Genomic DNA, 19692 nt, shown 5'->3' with positions numbered 1-19692 from the left:
CGCACTGCGAGGAGGTCACGAGCGGCGACTCCACTGGCGGCCGGTCCGGCTCCGCATGTCCACGCGTACCAGCCGGATTCGCCTGATCACACCGCGACGTCAGAGCCGTGAACGCGCGAACCCCCATCCGGGATCCCGCCCCGGGCACCGGGCGGCAGCCCCAGCGGCGGCGGAGCCGCGAGGCGGCGGAGCCGCGAGGCGGCGGGAGAGCCGGCGGCCCATGGCCTGCAGGGGTTTCTCGATGTAGCGGTAGGCGAGCGCGCTGAGGACCATGGTCACGACGAGCGCCAGCCCGGTCATGGCCAGCTGGTACGCCAGCTCCCGGGAGCGCAGGTCTCCGGTGATCGCCACGACGTACTTGAGCACCGGGTGGTGCACCAGGTAGAGCGAATAGCTGATGAGCCCGAGCCACACGACCACCTTGGGCAGCCGCCGCCCGCGCAGCGCCATCGCACCCGCGAACGTGGCCCCCGCCAGCGCCGTCGTGGTCACCCACACGTCGGCGCGCACCCACCACCAGCCATTCATGATCGCCCACACCGGCGCGGCGGCGACCAGCGCGGCGGTCACCGCGACCGGCCAGAGCGGACCGGTGCCGCGCTCCCACCGGTAGATCGCCGTACCGGCGAACATCACCGCGACGATCGCCAGCCCCAGCCACGGCACCCGGCTGCCCATGGCCAGCAGCGTCACCGCCATGACGCCGAGCACGACGGCGGCGACCGTACGGAACCTGCCCCACACCACGCACGCGAGCCCGCACACGAAGATCACGCCCGACGCGTACGCCAGCCAGCCGCCCTGCAGGAGCGCGCCCGACGACAGCAGCCCGACCACCACGGCCGCCGCCGCGAACGCCATCGCCAGCGTCCCGCTGCGCTCGTGCCCGCGCGTCAGGAACAGCGCCGTGACGACGAGGTAGAAGACCATCTCGTACGAGAGCGTCCACATGGTGTCGGCGATGCCGCCGACGCTGACGACGTCGAGCAGCATGGTCGCGTGCGCGGCCACCGCGCTGCCGTCGCGCACCACGGCCTCGCGCACCGGCACCCACCACGCGAGCGCCAGCATCACGGCGATGACGGCCAGGTAGAGGGGGTAGAGGCGGAAGAACCGGCTGATCCAGAACGCGCGCACGTCGCCGCGGCGTTCCAGCGAGGCGGGGATGATGTAGCCGCTGACCAGGAAGAAGACGAGGATCCCGTAGACGCCCGGGTTGAACCAGTAGAAGCGCAGGCTCGGCAGGTACCAGGGCAGGGTGTGCTCGACCACGACGGCCATGGCTCCGATGCCACGCAACGCGTCCAGCCAGGCCAGGCGGGAAGTGGAGACGGGGGACGGCACGGGGGGCCGTGCGGCGGAAGACACCCGCCCCAACCTACCCGTCCACGGCGAATCATGCCCCGCCCACCCCATTTCCCCCCGACATGAAGCGGGCGAACTCCGACGTCCACCCACGTCAGCGCTCTGGAGCCGACTTCGGGGCAGGCGCGTCCTGAGTCATGGGTGGCGGTGGTCGGCCAGGCGGGCGTGGTGGTCGGTGCCGGTGGGGCCATCAGGATCGGTGTGGACCGTGGCGGCTCTCAGGCGCGGCAGGTCGTGGATGAGACGGTGTTCCGCCTCCACCGCCACCCCGTGCGCCTCCACGACGGACACGTCGTGCCGGACGAGCACCTCGACCTCCGCGTGCAGGGCGTGGCCGATCCACCGCAGCCGTACGGCCCCCACGCGGCGCACGCCCGCCACGGTCGCGAGGACACGTTCTGCCTGGTCCACGAGGGCCGGGTCGACCGCGTCCATCAGGCGGCGGCAGATCTCGCGGGCGGCGTCGCGCAGGACGAAGCAGATGGCGACCGTGATGAGCAGGCCCACGATCGGGTCGGCGATCGGGTGGCCGAGCGCCGCACCCCCCGCCCCCAGCAGTACGGCGAGCGACGTGAACCCGTCGGCGCGGGCGTGCAGGCCGTCGGCGACGAGCGCCGCCGAGCCGATCCGCCGGCCCACGCTGATGCGGTAGCGGGCCACCCACTCGTTGCCCGCGAACCCGATCAGCGCCGCGGCGGCCACCCATCCCACCGCCCTGATCTCCTGCGGGTCGAGGAGCCGCTGGACGGCCTCGTACCCGGCGAAGGCGGCCGAGGCGGCGATGAGCGCCACGATGACGATGCCCGCGAGGTCCTCGGCGCGGCCGTACCCGTAGGTGAACCGGCGGGTCGCCGCGCGGCGGCCCAGCGAGAACGCCACGGCCAGCGGGACGGCGGTGAGGGCGTCGGCCAGGTTGTGCAGCGTGTCGCCGAGCAGCGCGACCGAGCCCGACGCGAGGACGATGACCGCCTGCACGGCCGCGGTGACCATGAGCACCGCGAACGAGACCGCGACCGCACGCAGCCCTCGACCACTCGACTCCAGAACTCCATCGGTCCTGCCGGTGCTGTCATGGCTGTGCGGAGCAACACCATGCGCCACCCATCCGACCGCCCGCCTGACCCACCCCGCCTCTCCCCCATGCCCGTGCCCATGGCCGTGCCCCTGGGCGGGGCTGTGGGCGTGGCCGTGCTCGGGGCCGGGAGCGTGCTCGTGCTCGGGGGCGATGGCACGGGGGTCAGGCGGTCGGTGGTTGGTGTGGGGTGGGGGGTTGTTGTGGGCGTGAGGGTTCTGCTCGGGCATGGTCGTTCCTCACTTGCGTGAATGGCCCCTTTTGAGCAGGATATGTAGTTATGTACGCACGCGACAACGTCTCACGTGCCACCCCCTCGCAGGAGCAACCCACTCCCGCTCAGGTGGAGGCGGCGGTCAACGCCTTCCGCATGCTGAGCGACGGCACCCGTTTGCGGCTGATGTGGCTGGTGTCGTCCGGCGAGCAGGATGTGAACACGCTTGCCACCGCCGTCGGCGCGCCGCGCCCATCCGTGTCGCAGCACCTCGCCAAGCTGCGGCTCGCCGGTCTGGTGACGACCCGCAGGGACGGCCGGCGCGTCCTCTACCGCGCGCGCGACTCCCACGTGCGCGCGCTCATCGCCGAGGCCGTCTCGCACGCCGACCACGAGATCTCCGGACGTCCCCGGCACGACTGACCCACACGCTCAGGCCTCCGGACGCCCCGGGACTGACCCGGTGCTCAGGGCTCGCGGTCGAGGTCTACACTCCCCTGAGATCGTTTCGGGAGGTTGGGGTGCTGGAGGTGGTCGGCCTCGGGGCTGAGATGGAGTGGGTCTACGAGGTTCTGGTGGGCTCCCGCTCGTCCGACGCCGCCGAGTTGTCCGCGGTCACCGGCCTGCCCGAGCAGCAGGTGCGCGCCGCCCTTTCCGACCTGGAGCGGCTCGGCCTCGCGCGCCGGCTGCGCGGCCGGCCCGGGCACTTCGCCGCCGCCGATCCGAGCAGCGCGCTCGACGTCCTGCTGCTGCGCCGCGAGGAGGCGATCCAGAACGCCCGCCTGCGCGCCAAGGAGCTGTCAGAACGCTTCCGCGAGGCCACGTCCAGGCAGGCGCCCGACCAGCTGGTCGAGGTGGTGGTCGGCCGCGAGGCCGTACGCGATCGGGTCGACACGGCGCGGCGCGGCGCCCGCACCGAGCTGCGGATCTTCGACAAGCCCCCGTACGCGGCCGAACCGAACCCGCCGGAGGTCGAGCCGAGCGGCGACCTGCTGCTGCGGCGCGGCGGGAGCGTCCGCACGATCTACGAGCAGACGTCCCTGGAGGTGCTGGGACGCCTCAGGGGCGAGATCTCGACGGCCGCCGCCCGCGGCACGCTCGACCGCGTGCTGCCCGAGCTGCCGCTGAAGATGGTCCTCGTGGACGACCGGCTCGGCATCGTCCCGCTCCAGGCGGCGCCCACAGTGATCGACACCGCCGTCATCGTGCACCCGTCCGGGCTGCTGACGGCCCTGTCGGCGCTGTTCGAGACGCTGTGGCGGGTCTCGCTCCCCCTCGCGCTGGACGACACCGGCGCCTGCGCCCGACCGGCCGCGCCCGGCGAGCAGCCGTCGGACGCCGAGCGGCACATCCTGGCGCTGCTCACCACCGGCGTGCCCGACGACGCCATCGCCCGCGAGCTGGGGCTGAGCGAGCGCACGTTCCGCCGCCGGGTGCAGAACCTGATGGAACGGCTCGGCGCCCGCACCCGCTTCCAGCTCGCCCGCCAGGCGGCCCGCCGGGGCTGGCTCGACGACGACACGAACTGACCCGACCGACCTGCGAAGGCCTGGACTACCAGCCGATCCTGCCCTTGCCGGAGACCAGCGCCCGCGCGATGACCATGCGCTGGACGTCGTTGGTGCCCTCGCCGATCGCCATCAGCGGCGCGTCCCGGTAGAGCCGCTCCACCACGAACTCCTGCGAGTAGCCGTACCCGCCGTGGATCCGCATCGCCTCCAGGGACGCCTTCAGCGCCACCTCGGAGGCGAAGTACTTCGCCATGCCTGCCTCCATGTCCACCCGCTTGCCCGTGTCGGCCTGGGAGGCGGCCCAGTACGTGAGCAGCCGCGCGGCCTGGATCTCGGTGGCCATGTCGGCGAGCTTGAGCTGGATGGCCTGGAAGTCGGAGATGGGCTGGCCGAACGCGGTGCGCTCGCGCGAGTACGCCAGCGCGGCGTCGTAGGCGGCCTGCGCGACCCCGACCGCGCGGGCGGCGATGTTGATGCGGCCCATCTCCAGCCCGCCGAGCACCTGCTGCATGCCGCGCCCCTCGACGCCGCCGAGCAGCGCCGACACCGGCACCCGCACCTCGTCGAGCACCACCTCGCACGTCTCGGTGCCCTTGTAGCCGAGCTTGGGCAGGTCGCGGCTGATGCCGAACCCGGGCGATGACGGGTCGACCAGCAGCACCGACATGCCCCGGTGCGCGGGTTTCTCGACGCTGGTCTTGACCAGCACGGGCAGGGGGTCGGCGTGGCGGGCGTTGGTGATCCACGTCTTGGTGCCGGTGACGATGTAATGGTCCGCGTCGCGTACGGCGCGGGTCTGGATGCCCTGCAGGTCGGTGCCGGCTCCCGGCTCGGTCAGGGCGATCCCGGTACGGCGGGCGCCGGAGGCGAGGTCGGGCAGGTGGGCCCGCTTCTGTTCGTCAGTGCCGTGCCGCGCGATCATCCAGCAGGCCAGCGCGTGGGAGCCGATGGTGCCCGCGACGCCCATCCAGCCGCGTGCGATCTCCTCGAAGACGAGCGCGAACGACACCATGTCGGCGCCGAGGCCGCCGTACTCCTCGGGCACGGACAGCCCGAACAGCCCCATCTGCTTCATCTTGTCGACGATCTCGGTGGGATAGCGGCCGGAGTGCTCCCACTCGGTGGCCACCGGGATGATCTCTTTCTCCACGAACGCCCGCAACGCCGCGCGGAAGTCCTTCTGCTCCTCGGTCAGCTCGAAATCCATCAAACCCTCCCGAGGGGACCGTCGCCTTGAGGTGACGGGGGAATCGGGAGCGGGAGGGCCGTCAAGGCCCGAGCGTGCAGTGACCTGTCAGGTCTGCGCATCGGAGATCTCCGTTCATCGCACGTCAGATGGATGGCGCCGTCATAGTGATCGTGTGACTCGCCGGGTGCGCACTTCCCCGGGCGCGGCCTACGACCTCGGATACCACGTGGTGTGGTGCCCGAAGTACCCCCGATACGCAGACCAGTCGGCCGAGTTGAAGCACATCCGCGCCGACGACACCGGCGGGCAGGGCCGGTGGTCGTTCTCCTCCCAGCAGGCCACACTGCGGCGGCTCGACAAGGCGTTCCGCGCGTTCTTCGACCGGGTCAAGGCCGGGCGTACGCCGGGCTTCCCCCGTTTCGAGGGGCGCGGCTGGTTCGACAGCGTGGATGCGGGTTGGGGGGTGTTCCTGACGGTCCTCGCGCACAAGGCTGAAAGCGCCGGTCGAGAGCTGATAGCGGTGAACCCCGCCAACACCTCCCGCACCTGCGCCCGCTGCGGGCACTGCGCGAAGGAGAACCGCGTCACCTCCGTTCAGAGCGGGCCGGTCCTGGCCTGCGGGAAGTAGCCCTTGTCGTGCGGGGCGTCGCGCTTGTAGACCATGACGGTCCGCGTCCACGACATGACCTCGTCGCCGTCCTGGTTGAGCCCGCGCGTGTAGAAGCTGACGATGCCCGCGTACGGCCGCGACTTCGACTCCCGCTTGGCGGTCACCTTCGACTCGGCGTAGAGGGTGTCGCCGACGAACACCGGATGGGTGAGCTTGATGGCGTCCCAGCCGAGGTTCATGAGCGCGGTCTGGCTCATGTCGATGACCGACAGGCCCAGCACGATGGCCACGCTGAGCCCGGAGTTGACGATGATCTTCCCGGTGGGCGCCTGGGCCGCGAAGTGGGCGTTGAAGTGGTTCTGGTTCGTGTTCATGGTGAGCAGCGTGAACCACGTGTTGTCGGCTTCGTTGATCGTGCGCCCCAGCGGGTGCTGATAGACGTCGCCGATCACGAAGTCCTCGTAGTGATGCCCCAGGTGTGGTTCGTGGACGGTCACGGGCCGCTCCTGTTCACACGATCAGAGTGCCCACGTTAGTGATCAGACGTTTTCCCGGTCAATCGGCTGAGGCGGACAAATGATCAGGTTGGGCGGCCAGTCGGGCGACGACGTCGACGATGCGCGCGGCGCGTTCCACCTCGGCGCGGTGGAAGACCGGGCCCTCGGCGCGGGCCACGATCACGTGCAGCCCCGCCGCGAGCACGGGCAGCAGCATCAGGCGGTGTTCCTTGCCGTCCAGGCTGATGGCCCGCAGGGGCGCGTCGGGCAGCTCCATCTCCGGCGGCGCGGCCACCGAGGCGTGCCACACGGACCCGCCGGACACCGCCACCGACCACTCCGCCCCGCACAGTCCGGGCAGCGCGTCCACCAGCGTGGCGAAGCCCCGTGACGGCTCGGAGACCACATGCATGAGCAGGTCGTAGTCGGCGGACGAGCCGGGCGTCTCCTTCGTCGCCCACACGCCTTCGATGCGCACGCCGGGAATCGACGACAGCCGTTCACGCGCCTCGGCCGGCGCCACGGGCCCTGGCCAGGTGACGGTGAAGTCGTCGATGGCCCGCCCGGCCTCGCGTTCGAGGACGGTCACCTGAAGGATGTCCGCCCCGAGCGCGCCCAGGGCCCTGGCGACCTGACCGAGCCCTCCCGGCCGATCCGGCAACGAAACCCTCAGTCGCAGCAGCATTGCGCCTCCTTTCCAGAGGCTCTCACAGTGCCGTGAAAAGATTTCTTCCGTGTTCCACGGACATGTCACACATGCTGCGCTTATTTCCCAGAATGCTGGTTTAAGACGGCTCTTCGGATAAAGGAACGCTGGAGTTTCCGCAGGTCACCGTGACATGCCCCCCTGCTCCGTACCCCGCCTGCATGATCGGCGCACCCTCCGGCCGCTCAGCCCTCCGGCGGGCGCTCCTGGAGGATCCAGCCGTTGCCGTCGGGGTCGTCGAAGGACACGAACGCGTTCCACGGACCGCCCCCGCCCTCGGCCAGGGCGCCGTCGGCGCGGTAGTGATAGACCCCGCTCACCTCGACGCCGCGCCCGGCCAGCTCGGCACGGGCGGCCTCGATGTCGGGCACCACGAGCTGCACCCCTCGTACGGAGCCCGGCGCGGTGCCGGTCGGGGCGCCGAGGACGACCGAGCAGGCCGACCCGGGCGGGGTGAGCTGCACGATCCGCGAGTATTCGCTGATCTGGGTGTCGTGGTCGACCACGAACCCGAGTCGCTCACTGTAGAACTGCTTCGCCACGTCAACGTCGGCCACCGGGATGGGGACGACCTCGAGCTTCCAGTCCACGCCGTACATCTCCTTCCGCGCGCTCCGGCCGTCGCCGAACCCGAGCACCCGTTCGAAAGACCGAGGCTCCCATGAAACCATCCGCGGCCCGGAAGGGGAAGCGGATCGCGGCGTCAGCCGGCCGCCTCCCAGACCGCCTCGAAGGCGTCCTGCGTGATCTCCGTCAGCTCCCAGATCTCGAGCGGCTGGTCGGTGAGGAAGCCGTGCTCGTCGCTCAGGTGGCGCCACCAGTAGCGGCGCGCGACCGGGCCGGACGGCCCCGCGCCGACCTCGACCTGCCGGACCGCCCACAGCTCGCCGTCGCCCTCGACGCTCTCGAACAGCCAGGCCCGCCCGTCCTCGTCGCCGAGATGCCAGTAGCGGCGGGGGCCGTCGGAGTCGGCCAGTTGCCGCACCAGCGGCCTGCGGAGCTCCTCTTCGATCACGCCGTTCACTCTAGGGGGGTCAGCGCTGGTACGCGCCCGCGTCGGGCGTGGCGGACAGCGGCTTGCCGGCGGCGTCCTTGGCGAACTCGCTGCCGCCGAACCAGGAGGCGGTGAGGGGGACGCCGCGGCCGAGGGCCGGGGAGCCCGGCCGAAGCCGCAGGTCGGTGCGGGAGACGAACTTCGGGTCTGCCATGACCGACTTCGGGCCCAGCTTGAACCTGGCGCTGCGGCCCACATAGACGCTGCCCGCCTCGTCGGCGCCCTTGCCGTCCTCCCAGCCGGACTCGCCGCCGACCACGACGACGTTGTTGCGCAGCTTGAGTATGGACGGCGAGCAGCCGTCGTGGCACGACCAGCCGATGGTGTGGCGCGCGGGCAGGTAGACCGAGTTGTGCACGGCGACGGTGCCGAGGACCGGGCCGACGGCGTGATGGGGGCCGCGGGTGACGAGGAACGAGCCGCGGCCGCGCGAGGAGGTGACGACGTTGAAGGCGAAGATGTTGCCGGTCGCGGTGCGGCCCTTGCGCGCGCCCAGCTCGGTGAAAGTCTCGTTGTCCCTGGCGGTGTTGTGGGTGACGCGGTTGCGGTCGCCGTTGTAGATCTCGACGGCGGCGCCGTCGGCGCCGTAGTCCTTGCTGTGCGCGTAGCTGCCGGTGATGGTGTTGCCCGTCACGACGTTGTCGTCGCCGTTGAGCAGCACACCGAACGCGCCTGAGTCGTTGTCGCCGCCCTTGTCGTTGACGCTCATCCGGTTGTTGTCGGTCAGGACGCTGCCGCGGATGGTGTTGTGCGAGCCGGACGCGGTGACGTGCACGCCGGCGGCGTTGTGGTCGGCGGCCACCCCGGCGAGCACGTTGTGGTCGCCCGCGACCAGGAAGCCCGCCCAGCGGCAGCCGGATGCCTGCAGACCGCCGACGCGCCAGTGGTCGCCCTTGACGAGCACGCATTCCCCGGCCCTGCCGCTGATCTTCGCGAGCGCGCCGCTGCCGTACGCCTTGACCGTGATGGGGCGGGCGGCGGTGCCGCTCGCGCTCAGGGTGAGCGGCGCGGTGAAGCTGCTGCCGCGCCGGAACGCGATCGTGTCGCCGGGCTTCAGCTCGGCCGCGTTGACCCGCTCGAGGGTCTTCCACGCGGTACGGGCGCCGGTGCCGGCCGCCGCGTCGTCACCGGAGCGGGAGTCGACGTAGTACGTCGTTCCTGCCTTGGTCCGCGCGGCTTGCGGTACTGCTTGCGGTACGGCTTCCGGTACGGCGGGAAGGAGCGAGGCCAGCACGGCCACGGACAGCATCCTCATGCGAGCACACCACACATCTGCATCGGCACGGACGTCGGAGAAAGGCCACCGTAGCCGATCAGACAGTGACGCGCCAGACACCCAGAAAAGGCCCTCGACCAGGGATGATGTCTCCGTCATCGGCGTGCAAAACCCCGGTCATGCGCCGGTCGAGACGCAGCGGCGGGCCGGGCGCGCGGCGCGCGCACACGATCAGACTCTCCTCGTACGTCTCCCGTGCGAACACCAGGCAGTCGGCGTCGGCGTGCAGCCAGCGCAGGCCCCCGTGACGCAGGGCGGGCTCGGCGCGGCGCAGCCCGAACAGCTCGCGGTAGCCGGCCAGGGTCGGCTCGTCGCGGTCGTGCGGCCGGTTCCACGGCATCGGGGTGCGGGAGTGCTCGCCGTTCACGCCGGTCAGGCCGAACTCGCTGCCGGCGAACAGCATGGGGGTGCCGGGCAGCGTGGCCTGCAGGCCGGCGGCGAGCAGGTGGCGTTCGCGCGAGCCGGTGACGGTGCGGATGCGGGCCGAGTCGTGGGAGTCGAGCAGCTGCCAGGAGTGCACGTACGAGCGCCACGACATGTGGGAGGCGAACGCGCGCAGCGAGGCGAGCGTGGCGGTCCCGTCGCGAGAGGGGACGCCGCCCGGCACGCCGAGGAAGTGGCCGAGGTCGAGGTCGGGGCCGCGCAGCCAGGCCCAGACCGGGCGGGTGAAACCGCCGTAGTTCATGGTGCCGTGCCAGCCGTCGCGGTCGAGGTCGGGCGAGGCGTCGTGGTTGTGCTCGGCGATGAGGGCGGCGCCGGGGCCGAGCCGGGCGCGCAGCAGGGCCGCGACCGCGTGGGTGTGGTCGTCGCCGCCGCGCCGGCCGGACATGTTGGCGACGTCCACGCGCCAGCCGTCGAGCGGGCCGAGCCACCTGCTCAGCACCTCCGGCATGCGGCTGCGGACGAGCTCGCTGCCCCAGTTGAGCTTGGGCAGCGACGCGAAGCCCCACCACGACTCGTAGCCGCCGGTCTCGGGGTCGAAGTAGAACATGTCGCGTTCTGGGGCGGTCGGGTCGGCGACGGCCCGGGTGAACCACTCGTGGCCGGCGCCGCAGTGGTTGACGGTGATGTCGCCGAGCAGCCGCATGCCGCGCTCGTGCAGCGCCCCGGACAGCCGCAGCAGGGCCTCGTCGCCGCCGAGCAGCGGGTCGACGTGGTCGAACGTGGCGGCGTCGTAGCGGTGGGTGGATCGGGCCGGGAAGAACGGCGTGAGGTAGACGGTGTCGGCGCCGAGGCTCCGCACGTGGTCGAGCCGCCGGACGACACCGTCGAGGTCGCCGCCGTAGAACTGCTCCGCGGTGCCGGGGCCGCTCGGGATCACCGGGTCGCGGTCCCAGTCGCGCGGCAGCGCCCATTCCGGCGGCTCGGGCGTGCGCCCGGAGCGGTCGAAGCGGTCGGGGAAGATCTGGTAGACGATCGCGTCGCGCATCCACGACGGCGGGGCCTGGTGGCAGACGAGCCGGAAGTCGCCCGAGTCGGGCACGTCGTGCGCGGCGAGCCCGGCCGCGGTCAGCCACACCTGCCCGCCGCGGGTGCGCAGCAGGAAGCGGTACGGGGTGACGGGGTTGACCGCGGTGATCTCGGCCCGCCACCAGACGTCCGTGGCGCCGTACCCGCCGGCGCCGGTGCGCGCGGGGTCGACGGACGCCTCGGCGTAGCGCGGCTCGCCGTCGTGCACGGCCCGTACGTGCACGCCCTCGATCCCGGCGGCGCGCGGCGCGCGCAGCCAGAGCGTCACCCGCGAGCCGAGCGCGGGCTCCTGGTCGGAGACGTACAGCGCCGAGCCGTCGTGGTGCGGCTCCCCCAGAAAGCGCACAGTGATCTACCCCTTCACGGCTCCGGACGTGAGCCCGGAGACGATGTACTTCTGCAACCAGAGGAACACACCGACGGTCGGCACGGCGGTGATCAGCGTGGCCGCGGCGAACATGCCGAAGTTCGCGTTGCGGTGGTCGCCGGCGATCATGCCGTACATGCCGACGGCGAGCGTCTTGCTCTCGGGGTCGCGCAGGAACACGTTCGCCATGAGGAACTCGCTCATGATGCCGATGAACGCGAGCATCGCGGTGACCGCGAGGATCGGCGTGACCAGCGGCATGATGACCCGCCAGAAGATCTGGGCGTGGGTGGCCCCGTCGACGGTGGCGGCCTCGTCGAGTTCCTTGGGGACGGTGTCGAGGAAGCCCTTCATCAGCCAGGTGTTCACGCCGAGCGCGCCGCCGAGGTAGAGCAGCAGCAGGCCCCAGACCGTGTCGAAGCCGAACGCCGGGTAGAGCTCGGTGACCTCGGTGAAGATCATGAAGATCGTCACGATGGCCAGGAACTGCGGGAACATCTGGATGAGCAGCAGCGCCATCAGGCCCACGCGCCGGCCGGTGAAGCGCATGCGGCTGAAGGCGTACGCGGCGAACATCGACAGCAGCAGGCTGGCGAACGACGACACCAGCGCGATGAACACCGAGTTGAAGAACCAGCGCGCGAACGGATAGCTGTCGGAGGTCAGCAGCTCGACGAGGTTGCCGAGGCTCGCGCCGGTGGGCAGCAGCTCGCTGGAGGCGAGCGTGCCGAGCGGGTTGATCGCGGCCGAGACCACGAACACGATCGGGAAGAGCGCGAACGCGCACACGATCACCACGAAGACGTGCCGGAGTGCGAGTTTCATGCGTAGACCTCCTCCTGCCTGCGGGTGCGCCGGAAGGCCACGGCCGAGATGATCGCCACGATGGTGAAGATGAACACCGAGATCGCCGCCGCGAAGCCGAACTGCGCGCCACCCGCCCCGAACGCCAGCCGGAACGTGTACGTGATGAGCAGGTCGGTGGCGCCCACCTGCGGGCTGTCGGCCGGGAACGGCCCGCCCTCGGTGGTGAGGGCGATCGCGTTGAAGTTGTTGAAGTTGTAGGCGAACGACGAGATGAGCAGCGGCGTGAGGGCGACGAGCAACAGCGGCAGCGTCACCCGGCGGAACGCCTGCCACGGCCTGGCCCCGTCGATCGCGGCCGCCTCGGTCAGCTCGCGCGGGATCGCCTGCAGCGCCCCCGTGGTGACGAGGAACATGTACGGGAAGCCGAGCCACAGGTTGACCAGGATGACGCCGAGCCGGGCGGTGGCGGGCTCGCCGAGCCAGTCGACGTGCACGCCGAGCAGCTGGTTGATCAGGCCGAAGTCGCGGTTGAACAGGTCGCGCCAGACGAGCAGCATGGCGAAGGACGGCATCGCGTACGGCAGGATCAGCGCGATCCGGTAGACGCGGGTGGCGCGCATCCGCGGGTGGTGCAGCGCGAGGGCCACCGACATGCCGAGCGCGAAGGTGCCGAGCACCGAGGCGAGGGCGAAGACGAGGTTCCAGCCCAGAACTCCGGTGAAATATCCGTAGATTGTGGGGTTGGTCAACACTCGCGCGAAGTTGTCCAGGCCGACGTTCACCTGCCAGCCCTGGGCCAGGTGCTCGCCCCTGTCGTTGACGAAGTAGCCCTGGCTCTCGTCGGCCGTCCAGGTGCCGCCGTCGCCGCGCACGCAGTCGCAGGCGGCCTCGTACACGAGGCTCGCCCTGCCCTCGACCGCGCGGCTGAGCCCGTTCGCCTTGATGGCACCGCCCGGGGTCGGGACGGTCAGCGCCGAGATCTCGGCGCCGCGGGCGGCGGCCTGGGGCGCGGTGAGCACGGTCACGCCGGGGGCGCGCAGCACCTTGCCGGTGACGCCGACCTGCGCGCCCGCCAGCGGCTCGACCCCGTCGGCGGTGCCGAGCGTGACCTGCTTGGTCCGCGGATCGGTCAGCAGGAACACGAGCTGGTCGCCGCGCAGGCCCGCGGTCAGCGTGTACTCGGGAGAGCCGGGCGTCTGGCGCACCGAGCCCGACTCGATGGCGGCGACGGCCTCGGCCTTGCCGCCGCGGTGGCCGTCGCCGAAGTTCGTGAACGCGGTCGTGACGGTGTAGACGACCGGGACGACCTGGAAGGCGATGAGGAAGACGGTGCCGGGGACGAGGTATTTCGCCGGGACGAAGCGCCTGGTCAGGTAGAGGTAGGCGATGGCCGCGCCGGCGGCGCACAGCACCGCCAGCGCGATCCACGACTCGGTGGCGACCAGCGGCGGTGCCGCGTAGAGCAGGATCGCCGCCGCCACCGAGAGCACCGCGATCCTGCTCACCACGAACGCCGTGGTCGTCTCCCGGCGCGCCGGCCGCCGTGCGCCGGCGGCCTCGTCCGCAGGCTCGCGCACGTCGAGAGCCATGACGTCAGTTCTTGAGCGCGCCGTCGATGGCCTGCTGCGCCGCGCCGGCGGCCTTCGCGGCGTCGCCGCCCTTGACGACGGCGTTCTCCGCGATGCCGAACGGCTCCCAGATGGCCGCCATCTCGGGGATGGCCGGCATCGGCATGCCGTCCCTGCCCGCCTCCATGAACTTGACGGCGTCGGGGTCGGTGGCCTGGACCTCCTGCAGCGCGGCGGTCAGCGCGGGCGGACGCGGGTCGGCCTCGTACAGGGCCTTGGCGACGTCCTTGTTGGTCACGTAGTTGGCGACGAACTCCTGGGCCAGCGCCTTGCTCTTGCCCTTGGAGGCGACGAAGAAGGACTGGACGCCGACGAACGGCGTGGCCGGCTCGCCGCCCTCGAACCCGGGGACGGCCGTGATGTCGTACGCGACCCCGGCCTTCTTGATCTCGCTCATGGCCCACGGGCCGGAGACGAGGTAGGCGCACTTGCCGCCCGCGAAGGTGACGATGTAGTTCTCGTTGGTCAGCGAGGTGCGCAGCGCCCCCTCGCCCTTCTCGCCGAGCTCCTTCAGCTTCCCGAACGCCTTGACCGAGCCTGGCGAGCCGAGCAGCACCTGCTTGGGGTCGGGGTCGCCGGTCGCGGTGGCGCCGAACAACGCGCCGCCGCCGGAGGCGAAGATCGGGTAGACGTGGAAGGCGTCGCCCTTCTGGCCTACGGGCAGGCAGAGCACCTCGTCGACCTTGCCGTCCGCCTTGAGCTTCTTGCCGGTCTCGATGAGCTCCTCGATGGTGGCGGGCGCCTCGGGGGCGAGCTCGGTGTTGCGGATCAGCGCGATGTTCTCGACCGCGTACGGGGCCCCGTAGATCTGCCCGTTGAACGTGACCGCCTGGATCGCCTTCGCGGAGAAGGCGGCCTTCTGCTCCTCGGTCAGCGTGACCGGGTCGATGGCGCCGTTCTGCACGAGGTTGCCGATCCAGTCGTGCGCGCCGATCATGATGTCGGGGCCGCTGCCCTGCTGCGAGGCGGTCAGGAAGGTCTGCTGGTTGTCCTTGCTGATCTCCTTCACCTCGACCGTCACGCCGTTCTCGGCGCCGAACTGGTCGGCGAAGGGCTTGAGCGGGGTGACCCGGCTGGGGTCGGCCCAGATCACGAGCGTGCCGCCGCCGGCCGCGGGGGCGGAGGATGCGGCGGAGGCGGACGGTGCTGCCGGGGCGGACGGCGGTGACTCGCCGCACGCCGTCGCCGCGAAAGCCAAGGTCGCGAGAGCTGCCACACCCAGTGCCCGTAAGCGCATGGAGACCTCCTGAGGTCACGGGGGGAACGGCGGCGCCGGCGCGCCGCCATACGGGAACCGCACGTTTCCGGGACGTTAGCCGCTCTTTGCAAGAATTGGAAGAACTTGCAAACGAGCGTTACGCGATCCTCATCGCGGGCACGACAGGGCGCCACGGGGGCCCGGCGGCGCATGCGGAGACGCCGGGCGGCCGTCGGCTTTCGCAAGTTTCCGCAACTTGCACTTGACCCTGCGCGGCACGGCGGGTCATCCTTCACCGAACCATCAGGAGCCACCAGGGAGAGACGAACATGCTAGGCAACGACGACTGGTGGCGGGACGCCGTCGTGTACCAGGTGTATCCGCGCAGCTTCGCCGACGCTGACGGTGACGGCGTGGGCGACCTGGAAGGCGTCCGCGGGCGGCTCGGCTACCTCGCCGACCTGGGCGTCGACGCGATCTGGCTGAGCCCCTTCTACACCTCCCCCATGGCCGACGGCGGCTACGACGTGGCCGACTACCGCGACGTCGACCCGATCTTCGGCACGCTCGCCGACTTCGACGCGCTGGTGGCCGACGCGCACGCCAGGGGCATCAGGGTGGTCGTCGACCTCGTCCCGAACCACTCCTCCGACCAGCACCCGTGGTTCCAGCAGGCGCTGCGCGGCGAGCGCCGCGACCGGTACGTCTTCCGCGACCGTCCCAACGACTGGGAGTCGATCTTCGGCGGCCCGGCCTGGACGCGCACGGCCGACGGGCAGTGGTACCTGCACCTGTTCGCCCCCGAGCAGCCCGACCTCAACTGGGAGAACCCCGAGGTGCGCGCCGAGTTCCGCGACATCCTGCGCTTCTGGCTCGACCGGGGCGTCGACGGGTTCAGGATCGACGTGGCGCACGGCATGATCAAGGCCGACGGGCTGCCCGACGTGGGGCAGAAGGAGGGGCCCCAGGCCGAGATGCTGGGCGATGAGCGGGTGCCGTACTTCGACCAGGACGGCGTGCACGAGATCTACCGCGAGTGGCGGCCGATCCTCGACTCCTACCCGGGCGGCCGCATGGCGGTGGCGGAGGCGTGGGTCTCCTCGCCCGAGCGGCTGGCCCGCTACGTCGGCCCCGACGAGCTGCACCAGGCGTTCAACTTCGAGTTCATGATGGCCGACTTCCACGCCAAGTCGTTCCGTACGGTCATCGACAAGTCGCTGCGCGAGGCGGAGCTGGTGGGCGCGCCCACCACGTGGGTGCTGTCGAACCACGACAAGCCGCGTCACGTCACCCGGCACGGCAGCCTGGCCAGGGCGCGGGCGGCCACGCTGCTCATGCTGGCGCTGCCCGGCTCGGCCTACCTCTACAACGGCGAGGAGCTGGGCCTGCCAGAAGTGCTCGACCTGCCCGACGAGCTGCGACAGGACCCGGCGTGGCTGCGCCGGGGCGAGAGCCGCGACGGCTGCCGGGTGCCGATCCCGTGGACGTCCTCTGGCGATCTCGGCTGGCGCGACCCGTGGCTGCCGATCCCGCCGGAGTGGTCCGCGCTGTCGGCCGAGGCCCAGGAGCACGACCCCGCCTCGACGCTGAACCTGTACCGGGCCGCGCTGCGGCTGCGCCGGTCGCACCCGGCGCTCGGCGGCGGCACGCTGAGGTGGCTCGACTCGCCGAAGGACGTGCTGGCGATCGAGCGCGACCCGGGGCTGGTGGTCGTGTTGAACACAGGGGACCAGGCGGTGAAGGTGCCGGGCGAGGTGCTGCTGGCGAGCGGCCCGCTGGCCGACGACGGCGCCGTCCCGCCGGACACCACCGCCTGGCTGCAAACCTGACGATTGCCGAATCTTTTCCAATACCGGACAAATCACTGCAATCACGCTCGGTAACCTCGGGGCGTGGTTCCCCAATGGGCCAGGTCCCTACGGGGACGCGTCACCCTCATCGCGACGGCCGTTGCCGCCCTCGTGCTCATTCCCGTGGGCGCGGGGGGCGTCGCGGTGACCCGGGCCATGGTCACCGCGGGCGTCTACAGCGAGACCCGTGACACCGCGGAACGCATCGCCTTCGAGATGCGCGGCGGCGTGCTGCCCATCGGCGCGGCCATCCCCGTGCCGCACCCGTCGGTCGACCTCATCCAGGTCGTCGGCGCCGACGGCAGGCTCATCGCGACGAGCGACGCGGCTCGCAACATGCCGCAGCTCGACGACGTGCGCCCCTCGTCCAAGGACCGCGCCGTCAACACCACCAACTGCCTGCCCAACCAGTGCCTCCACCTGACCGCGGTCAGAGTGACCATGAACGTCGACTCCCCCGTCGTGTACGCCGGGCGCAGCACGCCCGACCTGCTCGCCACCCGGACCGTCGACGTCATCGTGTTCGGCGAGATCGCCGTGCTCATCGCGCTCACCGGCTGGGCCACCTGGCTGATCACGGGCCGGGCACTGCGGCCGGTGCGGATCATGCGCGGCGAGCTGGACGCCGTCCACGTGAGCGACCTGAGCCGCCGGGTGACGCAGCCACCGGGCGACGACGAGGTCGCGCAGCTCGCCCGATCCGTGAACAGCACGCTGGAACGGCTCGAACGCGCCTCCGAGCAGCAGCGCCAGTTCGCCTCCGACGCCTCGCACGAGCTGCGCACCCCGATCGCCGGGCTGCGCGCCCAGCTGGAGAGCGCCCAGCTCTACCCGTCCGACACCGATCTGGAGGCGCTGGTGGAGAGCTCGCTGCGCGACACCGACCGGCTGGAGGCCATCATCACCGACCTGCTGCTGCTCGCCAGGATCGGTTCGCGCGCGGATGCGGTCAGGGAACGCATCGACCTCGCCGGCCTCGTCCAGGCGGAGCTCAAGGCCCGCAACGACAAGCTGCCCACGCAGGTGGAGCTGGAGCGGGGCGTGTTCGTCGAGGGGGTGCGCCTGCAGCTCGCGCGCGTCCTGACGAACCTGCTGGACAACGCCCAGCGGCACGCCGAGACCACGGTACGCGTCACGGTCGGCAAGCAGGGCGACCGGGCGGTGCTCGCGGTCGAGAACGACGGCGTGGAGATCGGCGTCGCCGACCGCGAACGCATCTTCGAGCGTTTCACCCGTCTGGACGCCGCCCGCAGCCGCGACACCGGCGGCACCGGCCTGGGCCTCGCCATCGCCCGTGACGTGGCGCGGGCGCACTGCGGCCAGCTGCGCGTCGAGGACCACACGGGCGGCGCCCGCTTCGTCCTGCGGCTGCCTCTGTCCCCTCGCGCGTCGCGGTGAGCGGGCCGAACGCGCCGGGGACATGCGCGGCGGGACCGGGGCAGGCGGTCCCGCCGCGACGGTCGCCCGGGTCAGGCGGGCGACATCTCCTTGGCCGGGTCGCTGGGCTCCGGCCGGTGGTCGTCGTCGAGCAGCGTGGCCTCGTCGAACGGCGCCTGACCGGTCAGCACCTGCGCGGCGCGCTCACGGTCGAACTCGCCGGTCCAGGTGCCCACGAGGACGGTGGCGACGGCGTTGCCGGCGAAGTTCGTCAGCGCGCGGGCCTCCGACATGAACCGGTCGATGCCCACGATGAGGCCGACCCCGTCGACCAGCGCGGGCCGGTGCGCCTGCAGGCCACCGGCCAGGGTGGCCAGGCCCGCCCCGGTCACGCCCGCCGCGCCCTTGGAGGCGATCATCATGAACAGCAGCAGCCCGATCTGCTCGCCGATCTGCAGCGGCGACCCGGTCGCCTCGGCGATGAACAGCGTGGCCATGGTCAGGTAGATCGCGGTGCCGTCGAGGTTGAAGGAGTAGCCGGTCGGCACCGTGATGCCGGCCACCGTCTTGCTCACGCCCAGGTGCTCCATCTTGGCGATGAGCCGCGGCAGCGCCGTCTCCGACGACGAGGTGGACAGGATGAGCAGGAACTCGCGGCCGAGGTAGCTCAGCAGCGCCCACAGGTTGATCCTGGCCACCAGCCACAGCACCGAGCCGAGCACCACGCCGACGAACAGCACGCACGTGATGTAGAAGGCGACCATGATGATGGCCAGGCTCTTCAGCGCCTCGATGCCGGTGGCGCCCACGACCGCGGCCATCGCGCCGAACGCGCCCACCGGGGCCGCCCACATGATCATGGCGAGGATCCGGAAGACGAGCCGCTGCAGGTGTTCCACGCCGCGCAGGATGGGCTCGCCCTTGGGGCCCATGGCCTGCAGCGCGAACCCGACGAGCAGCGCCACGAGCAGTGCCTGCAGCACCGAGCCCGCGGTGAGCGACGACAGCAGCGTCTTCGGGATGATGCCGAGCAGGAAGTCGACGGTGCTGGCCTCGCCGCCCTTGGCCGCCTCGGCCTCGGCCGCCTGGCGGGCGCTGTCGCTGAGCTGCAGGCCCGCGCCGGGGTCGATGAAGTTGCCGACGACCAGGCCGATGAGCAGCGCCACCGTCGACATGACGATGAAGTAGCCGAGCGCGAGCCCGCCGACCTTGCCGACCTTGGCGGCCTGGCGCACCGAGCCCACGCCGAGCACGATGGTGCAGAAGATGATCGGGCCGATCACCATCTGGATCAGCGCGACGAAGCCGGTGCCGAGAGGCTTGAGCGCGGTGCCGACGTCGGGCCAGACGAATCCGACGACGATGCCGACCAGGACCGCCGCGATGACGGCCAGGTAGAGATAGCGGGTGCGATCACGCATGGGAGTGTCTTTCGGCGGTTTACGGAGGGACCTTCTGATGTGCGACTATGCGCCTCACGCGTGATTCAGGTCACCATTGA

18 protein-coding genes are annotated in these 19692 nt (G+C 71.1%); 5 read left to right on the top strand and 13 right to left on the bottom strand.

From position 1 onward, the window contains the following. Positions 1 to 99 precede the first annotated feature (99 nt). Together BLR04_RS07730 and BLR04_RS07725 are read right to left on the bottom strand one after the other, a co-directional pair. The gene (locus BLR04_RS07730) at positions 100 to 1368 is read right to left on the bottom strand and encodes an acyltransferase family protein (RefSeq protein ID WP_245740094.1); all 1269 of its coding nucleotides are present in this window, start codon (positions 1366 to 1368) and stop codon (positions 100 to 102) included. A gap of 132 nt (positions 1369 to 1500) precedes the next feature. Then, complete coding sequence (locus BLR04_RS07725) at positions 1501 to 2667, bottom strand: cation diffusion facilitator family transporter (RefSeq protein WP_245740093.1); 1167 nt, start codon at positions 2665 to 2667, stop codon at positions 1501 to 1503. A 50-nt stretch (positions 2668 to 2717) separates the two neighbouring features. On the opposite strand from BLR04_RS07725, the gene BLR04_RS07715 reads away from it, so the two are divergent. Then, on the top strand, positions 2718 to 3074 hold the full coding sequence (locus BLR04_RS07715) for an ArsR/SmtB family transcription factor (RefSeq protein ID WP_090761143.1): 357 nt from the start codon (positions 2718 to 2720) through the stop codon (positions 3072 to 3074). 98 nt (positions 3075 to 3172) lie between these two features. After that, positions 3173 to 4180, top strand: coding sequence for a helix-turn-helix transcriptional regulator (locus BLR04_RS07710; protein ID WP_090761141.1), 1008 nt, complete (start codon positions 3173 to 3175; stop codon positions 4178 to 4180). A gap of 25 nt (positions 4181 to 4205) precedes the next feature. On the opposite strand, the gene BLR04_RS07705 is transcribed toward BLR04_RS07710, so the two are convergent. Further along, positions 4206 to 5369 carry an acyl-CoA dehydrogenase family protein gene (locus BLR04_RS07705; protein ID WP_090761139.1) on the bottom strand — a complete coding sequence of 388 codons (1164 nt, stop codon included), beginning with the start codon at positions 5367 to 5369 and terminating at the stop codon, positions 4206 to 4208. 166 nt (positions 5370 to 5535) lie between these two features. On the opposite strand from BLR04_RS07705, the gene BLR04_RS07700 reads away from it, so the two are divergent. Beyond that, on the top strand, positions 5536 to 5979 hold the full coding sequence (locus BLR04_RS07700) for a zinc ribbon domain-containing protein (RefSeq protein ID WP_245740092.1): 444 nt from the start codon (positions 5536 to 5538) through the stop codon (positions 5977 to 5979). Here the strand turns inward: BLR04_RS07700 and BLR04_RS07695 are convergent. The 9 genes from BLR04_RS07695 to BLR04_RS07655 form a co-directional block, all read right to left on the bottom strand. Next, positions 5946 to 6458, bottom strand: a complete 513-nt coding sequence (locus BLR04_RS07695; RefSeq protein WP_090761137.1) for a MaoC family dehydratase — start codon at positions 6456 to 6458, stop codon at positions 5946 to 5948. The genes BLR04_RS07700 and BLR04_RS07695 overlap by 34 nt on opposite strands. A 58-nt stretch (positions 6459 to 6516) precedes the next feature. Further along, complete coding sequence (locus BLR04_RS07690) at positions 6517 to 7143, bottom strand: ACT domain-containing protein (RefSeq protein ID WP_090761135.1); 627 nt, start codon at positions 7141 to 7143, stop codon at positions 6517 to 6519. A 206-nt stretch (positions 7144 to 7349) separates the two neighbouring features. Beyond that, complete coding sequence (locus tag BLR04_RS07685; protein WP_090761545.1) at positions 7350 to 7754, bottom strand: VOC family protein; 405 nt, start codon at positions 7752 to 7754, stop codon at positions 7350 to 7352. A gap of 113 nt (positions 7755 to 7867) precedes the next feature. Then, positions 7868 to 8179, bottom strand: coding sequence for a hypothetical protein (locus BLR04_RS07680; protein WP_143021980.1), 312 nt, complete (start codon positions 8177 to 8179; stop codon positions 7868 to 7870). 19 nt (positions 8180 to 8198) lie between these two features. Continuing rightward, positions 8199 to 9473 (bottom strand): right-handed parallel beta-helix repeat-containing protein, encoded by a 1275-nt coding sequence (locus tag BLR04_RS07675; protein WP_245740091.1) that lies wholly within the window; start codon positions 9471 to 9473, stop codon positions 8199 to 8201. A gap of 58 nt (positions 9474 to 9531) precedes the next feature. Then, positions 9532 to 11310, bottom strand: a complete 1779-nt coding sequence (locus tag BLR04_RS07670) for a glycoside hydrolase family 13 protein (RefSeq protein ID WP_090761129.1) — start codon at positions 11308 to 11310, stop codon at positions 9532 to 9534. 6 nt (positions 11311 to 11316) lie between these two features. Then, positions 11317 to 12156, bottom strand: coding sequence for a sugar ABC transporter permease (locus BLR04_RS07665; protein WP_090761127.1), 840 nt, complete (start codon positions 12154 to 12156; stop codon positions 11317 to 11319). Then, positions 12153 to 13727: an ABC transporter permease subunit gene (locus BLR04_RS07660; protein WP_090761125.1), complete on the bottom strand. Its 1575-nt coding sequence runs from the start codon at positions 13725 to 13727 to the stop codon at positions 12153 to 12155. Before BLR04_RS07660 ends, BLR04_RS07665 begins: the two co-directional genes overlap by 4 nt. Before the next feature lie 4 nt (positions 13728 to 13731). Then, positions 13732 to 15003: a sugar ABC transporter substrate-binding protein gene (locus BLR04_RS07655; RefSeq protein WP_090761123.1), complete on the bottom strand. Its 1272-nt coding sequence runs from the start codon at positions 15001 to 15003 to the stop codon at positions 13732 to 13734. Between the two features lie 290 nt (positions 15004 to 15293). On the opposite strand from BLR04_RS07655, the gene BLR04_RS07650 reads away from it, so the two are divergent. Both BLR04_RS07650 and BLR04_RS07645 read left to right on the top strand, forming a co-directional pair. Then, on the top strand, positions 15294 to 16793 hold the full coding sequence (locus tag BLR04_RS07650) for a glycoside hydrolase family 13 protein (RefSeq protein ID WP_090761121.1): 1500 nt from the start codon (positions 15294 to 15296) through the stop codon (positions 16791 to 16793). A gap of 63 nt (positions 16794 to 16856) precedes the next feature. Continuing rightward, positions 16857 to 18212: a sensor histidine kinase gene (locus tag BLR04_RS07645; protein WP_090761119.1), complete on the top strand. Its 1356-nt coding sequence runs from the start codon at positions 16857 to 16859 to the stop codon at positions 18210 to 18212. Between the two features lie 71 nt (positions 18213 to 18283). Here the strand turns inward: BLR04_RS07645 and BLR04_RS07640 are convergent, their stop codons facing one another. Further along, positions 18284 to 19612, bottom strand: a complete 1329-nt coding sequence (locus BLR04_RS07640; protein ID WP_090761117.1) for a cation:dicarboxylate symporter family transporter — start codon at positions 19610 to 19612, stop codon at positions 18284 to 18286. Positions 19613 to 19692: the final 80 nt, after the last annotated feature.

Origin of the sequence: Nonomuraea maritima, from assembly GCF_900100395.1 — a bacterium.
GTDB classification, from domain to species: Bacteria; Actinomycetota; Actinomycetes; order Streptosporangiales; family Streptosporangiaceae; genus Nonomuraea; species Nonomuraea maritima.
This window is presented reverse-complemented; position numbering and strand designations above follow the sequence as displayed.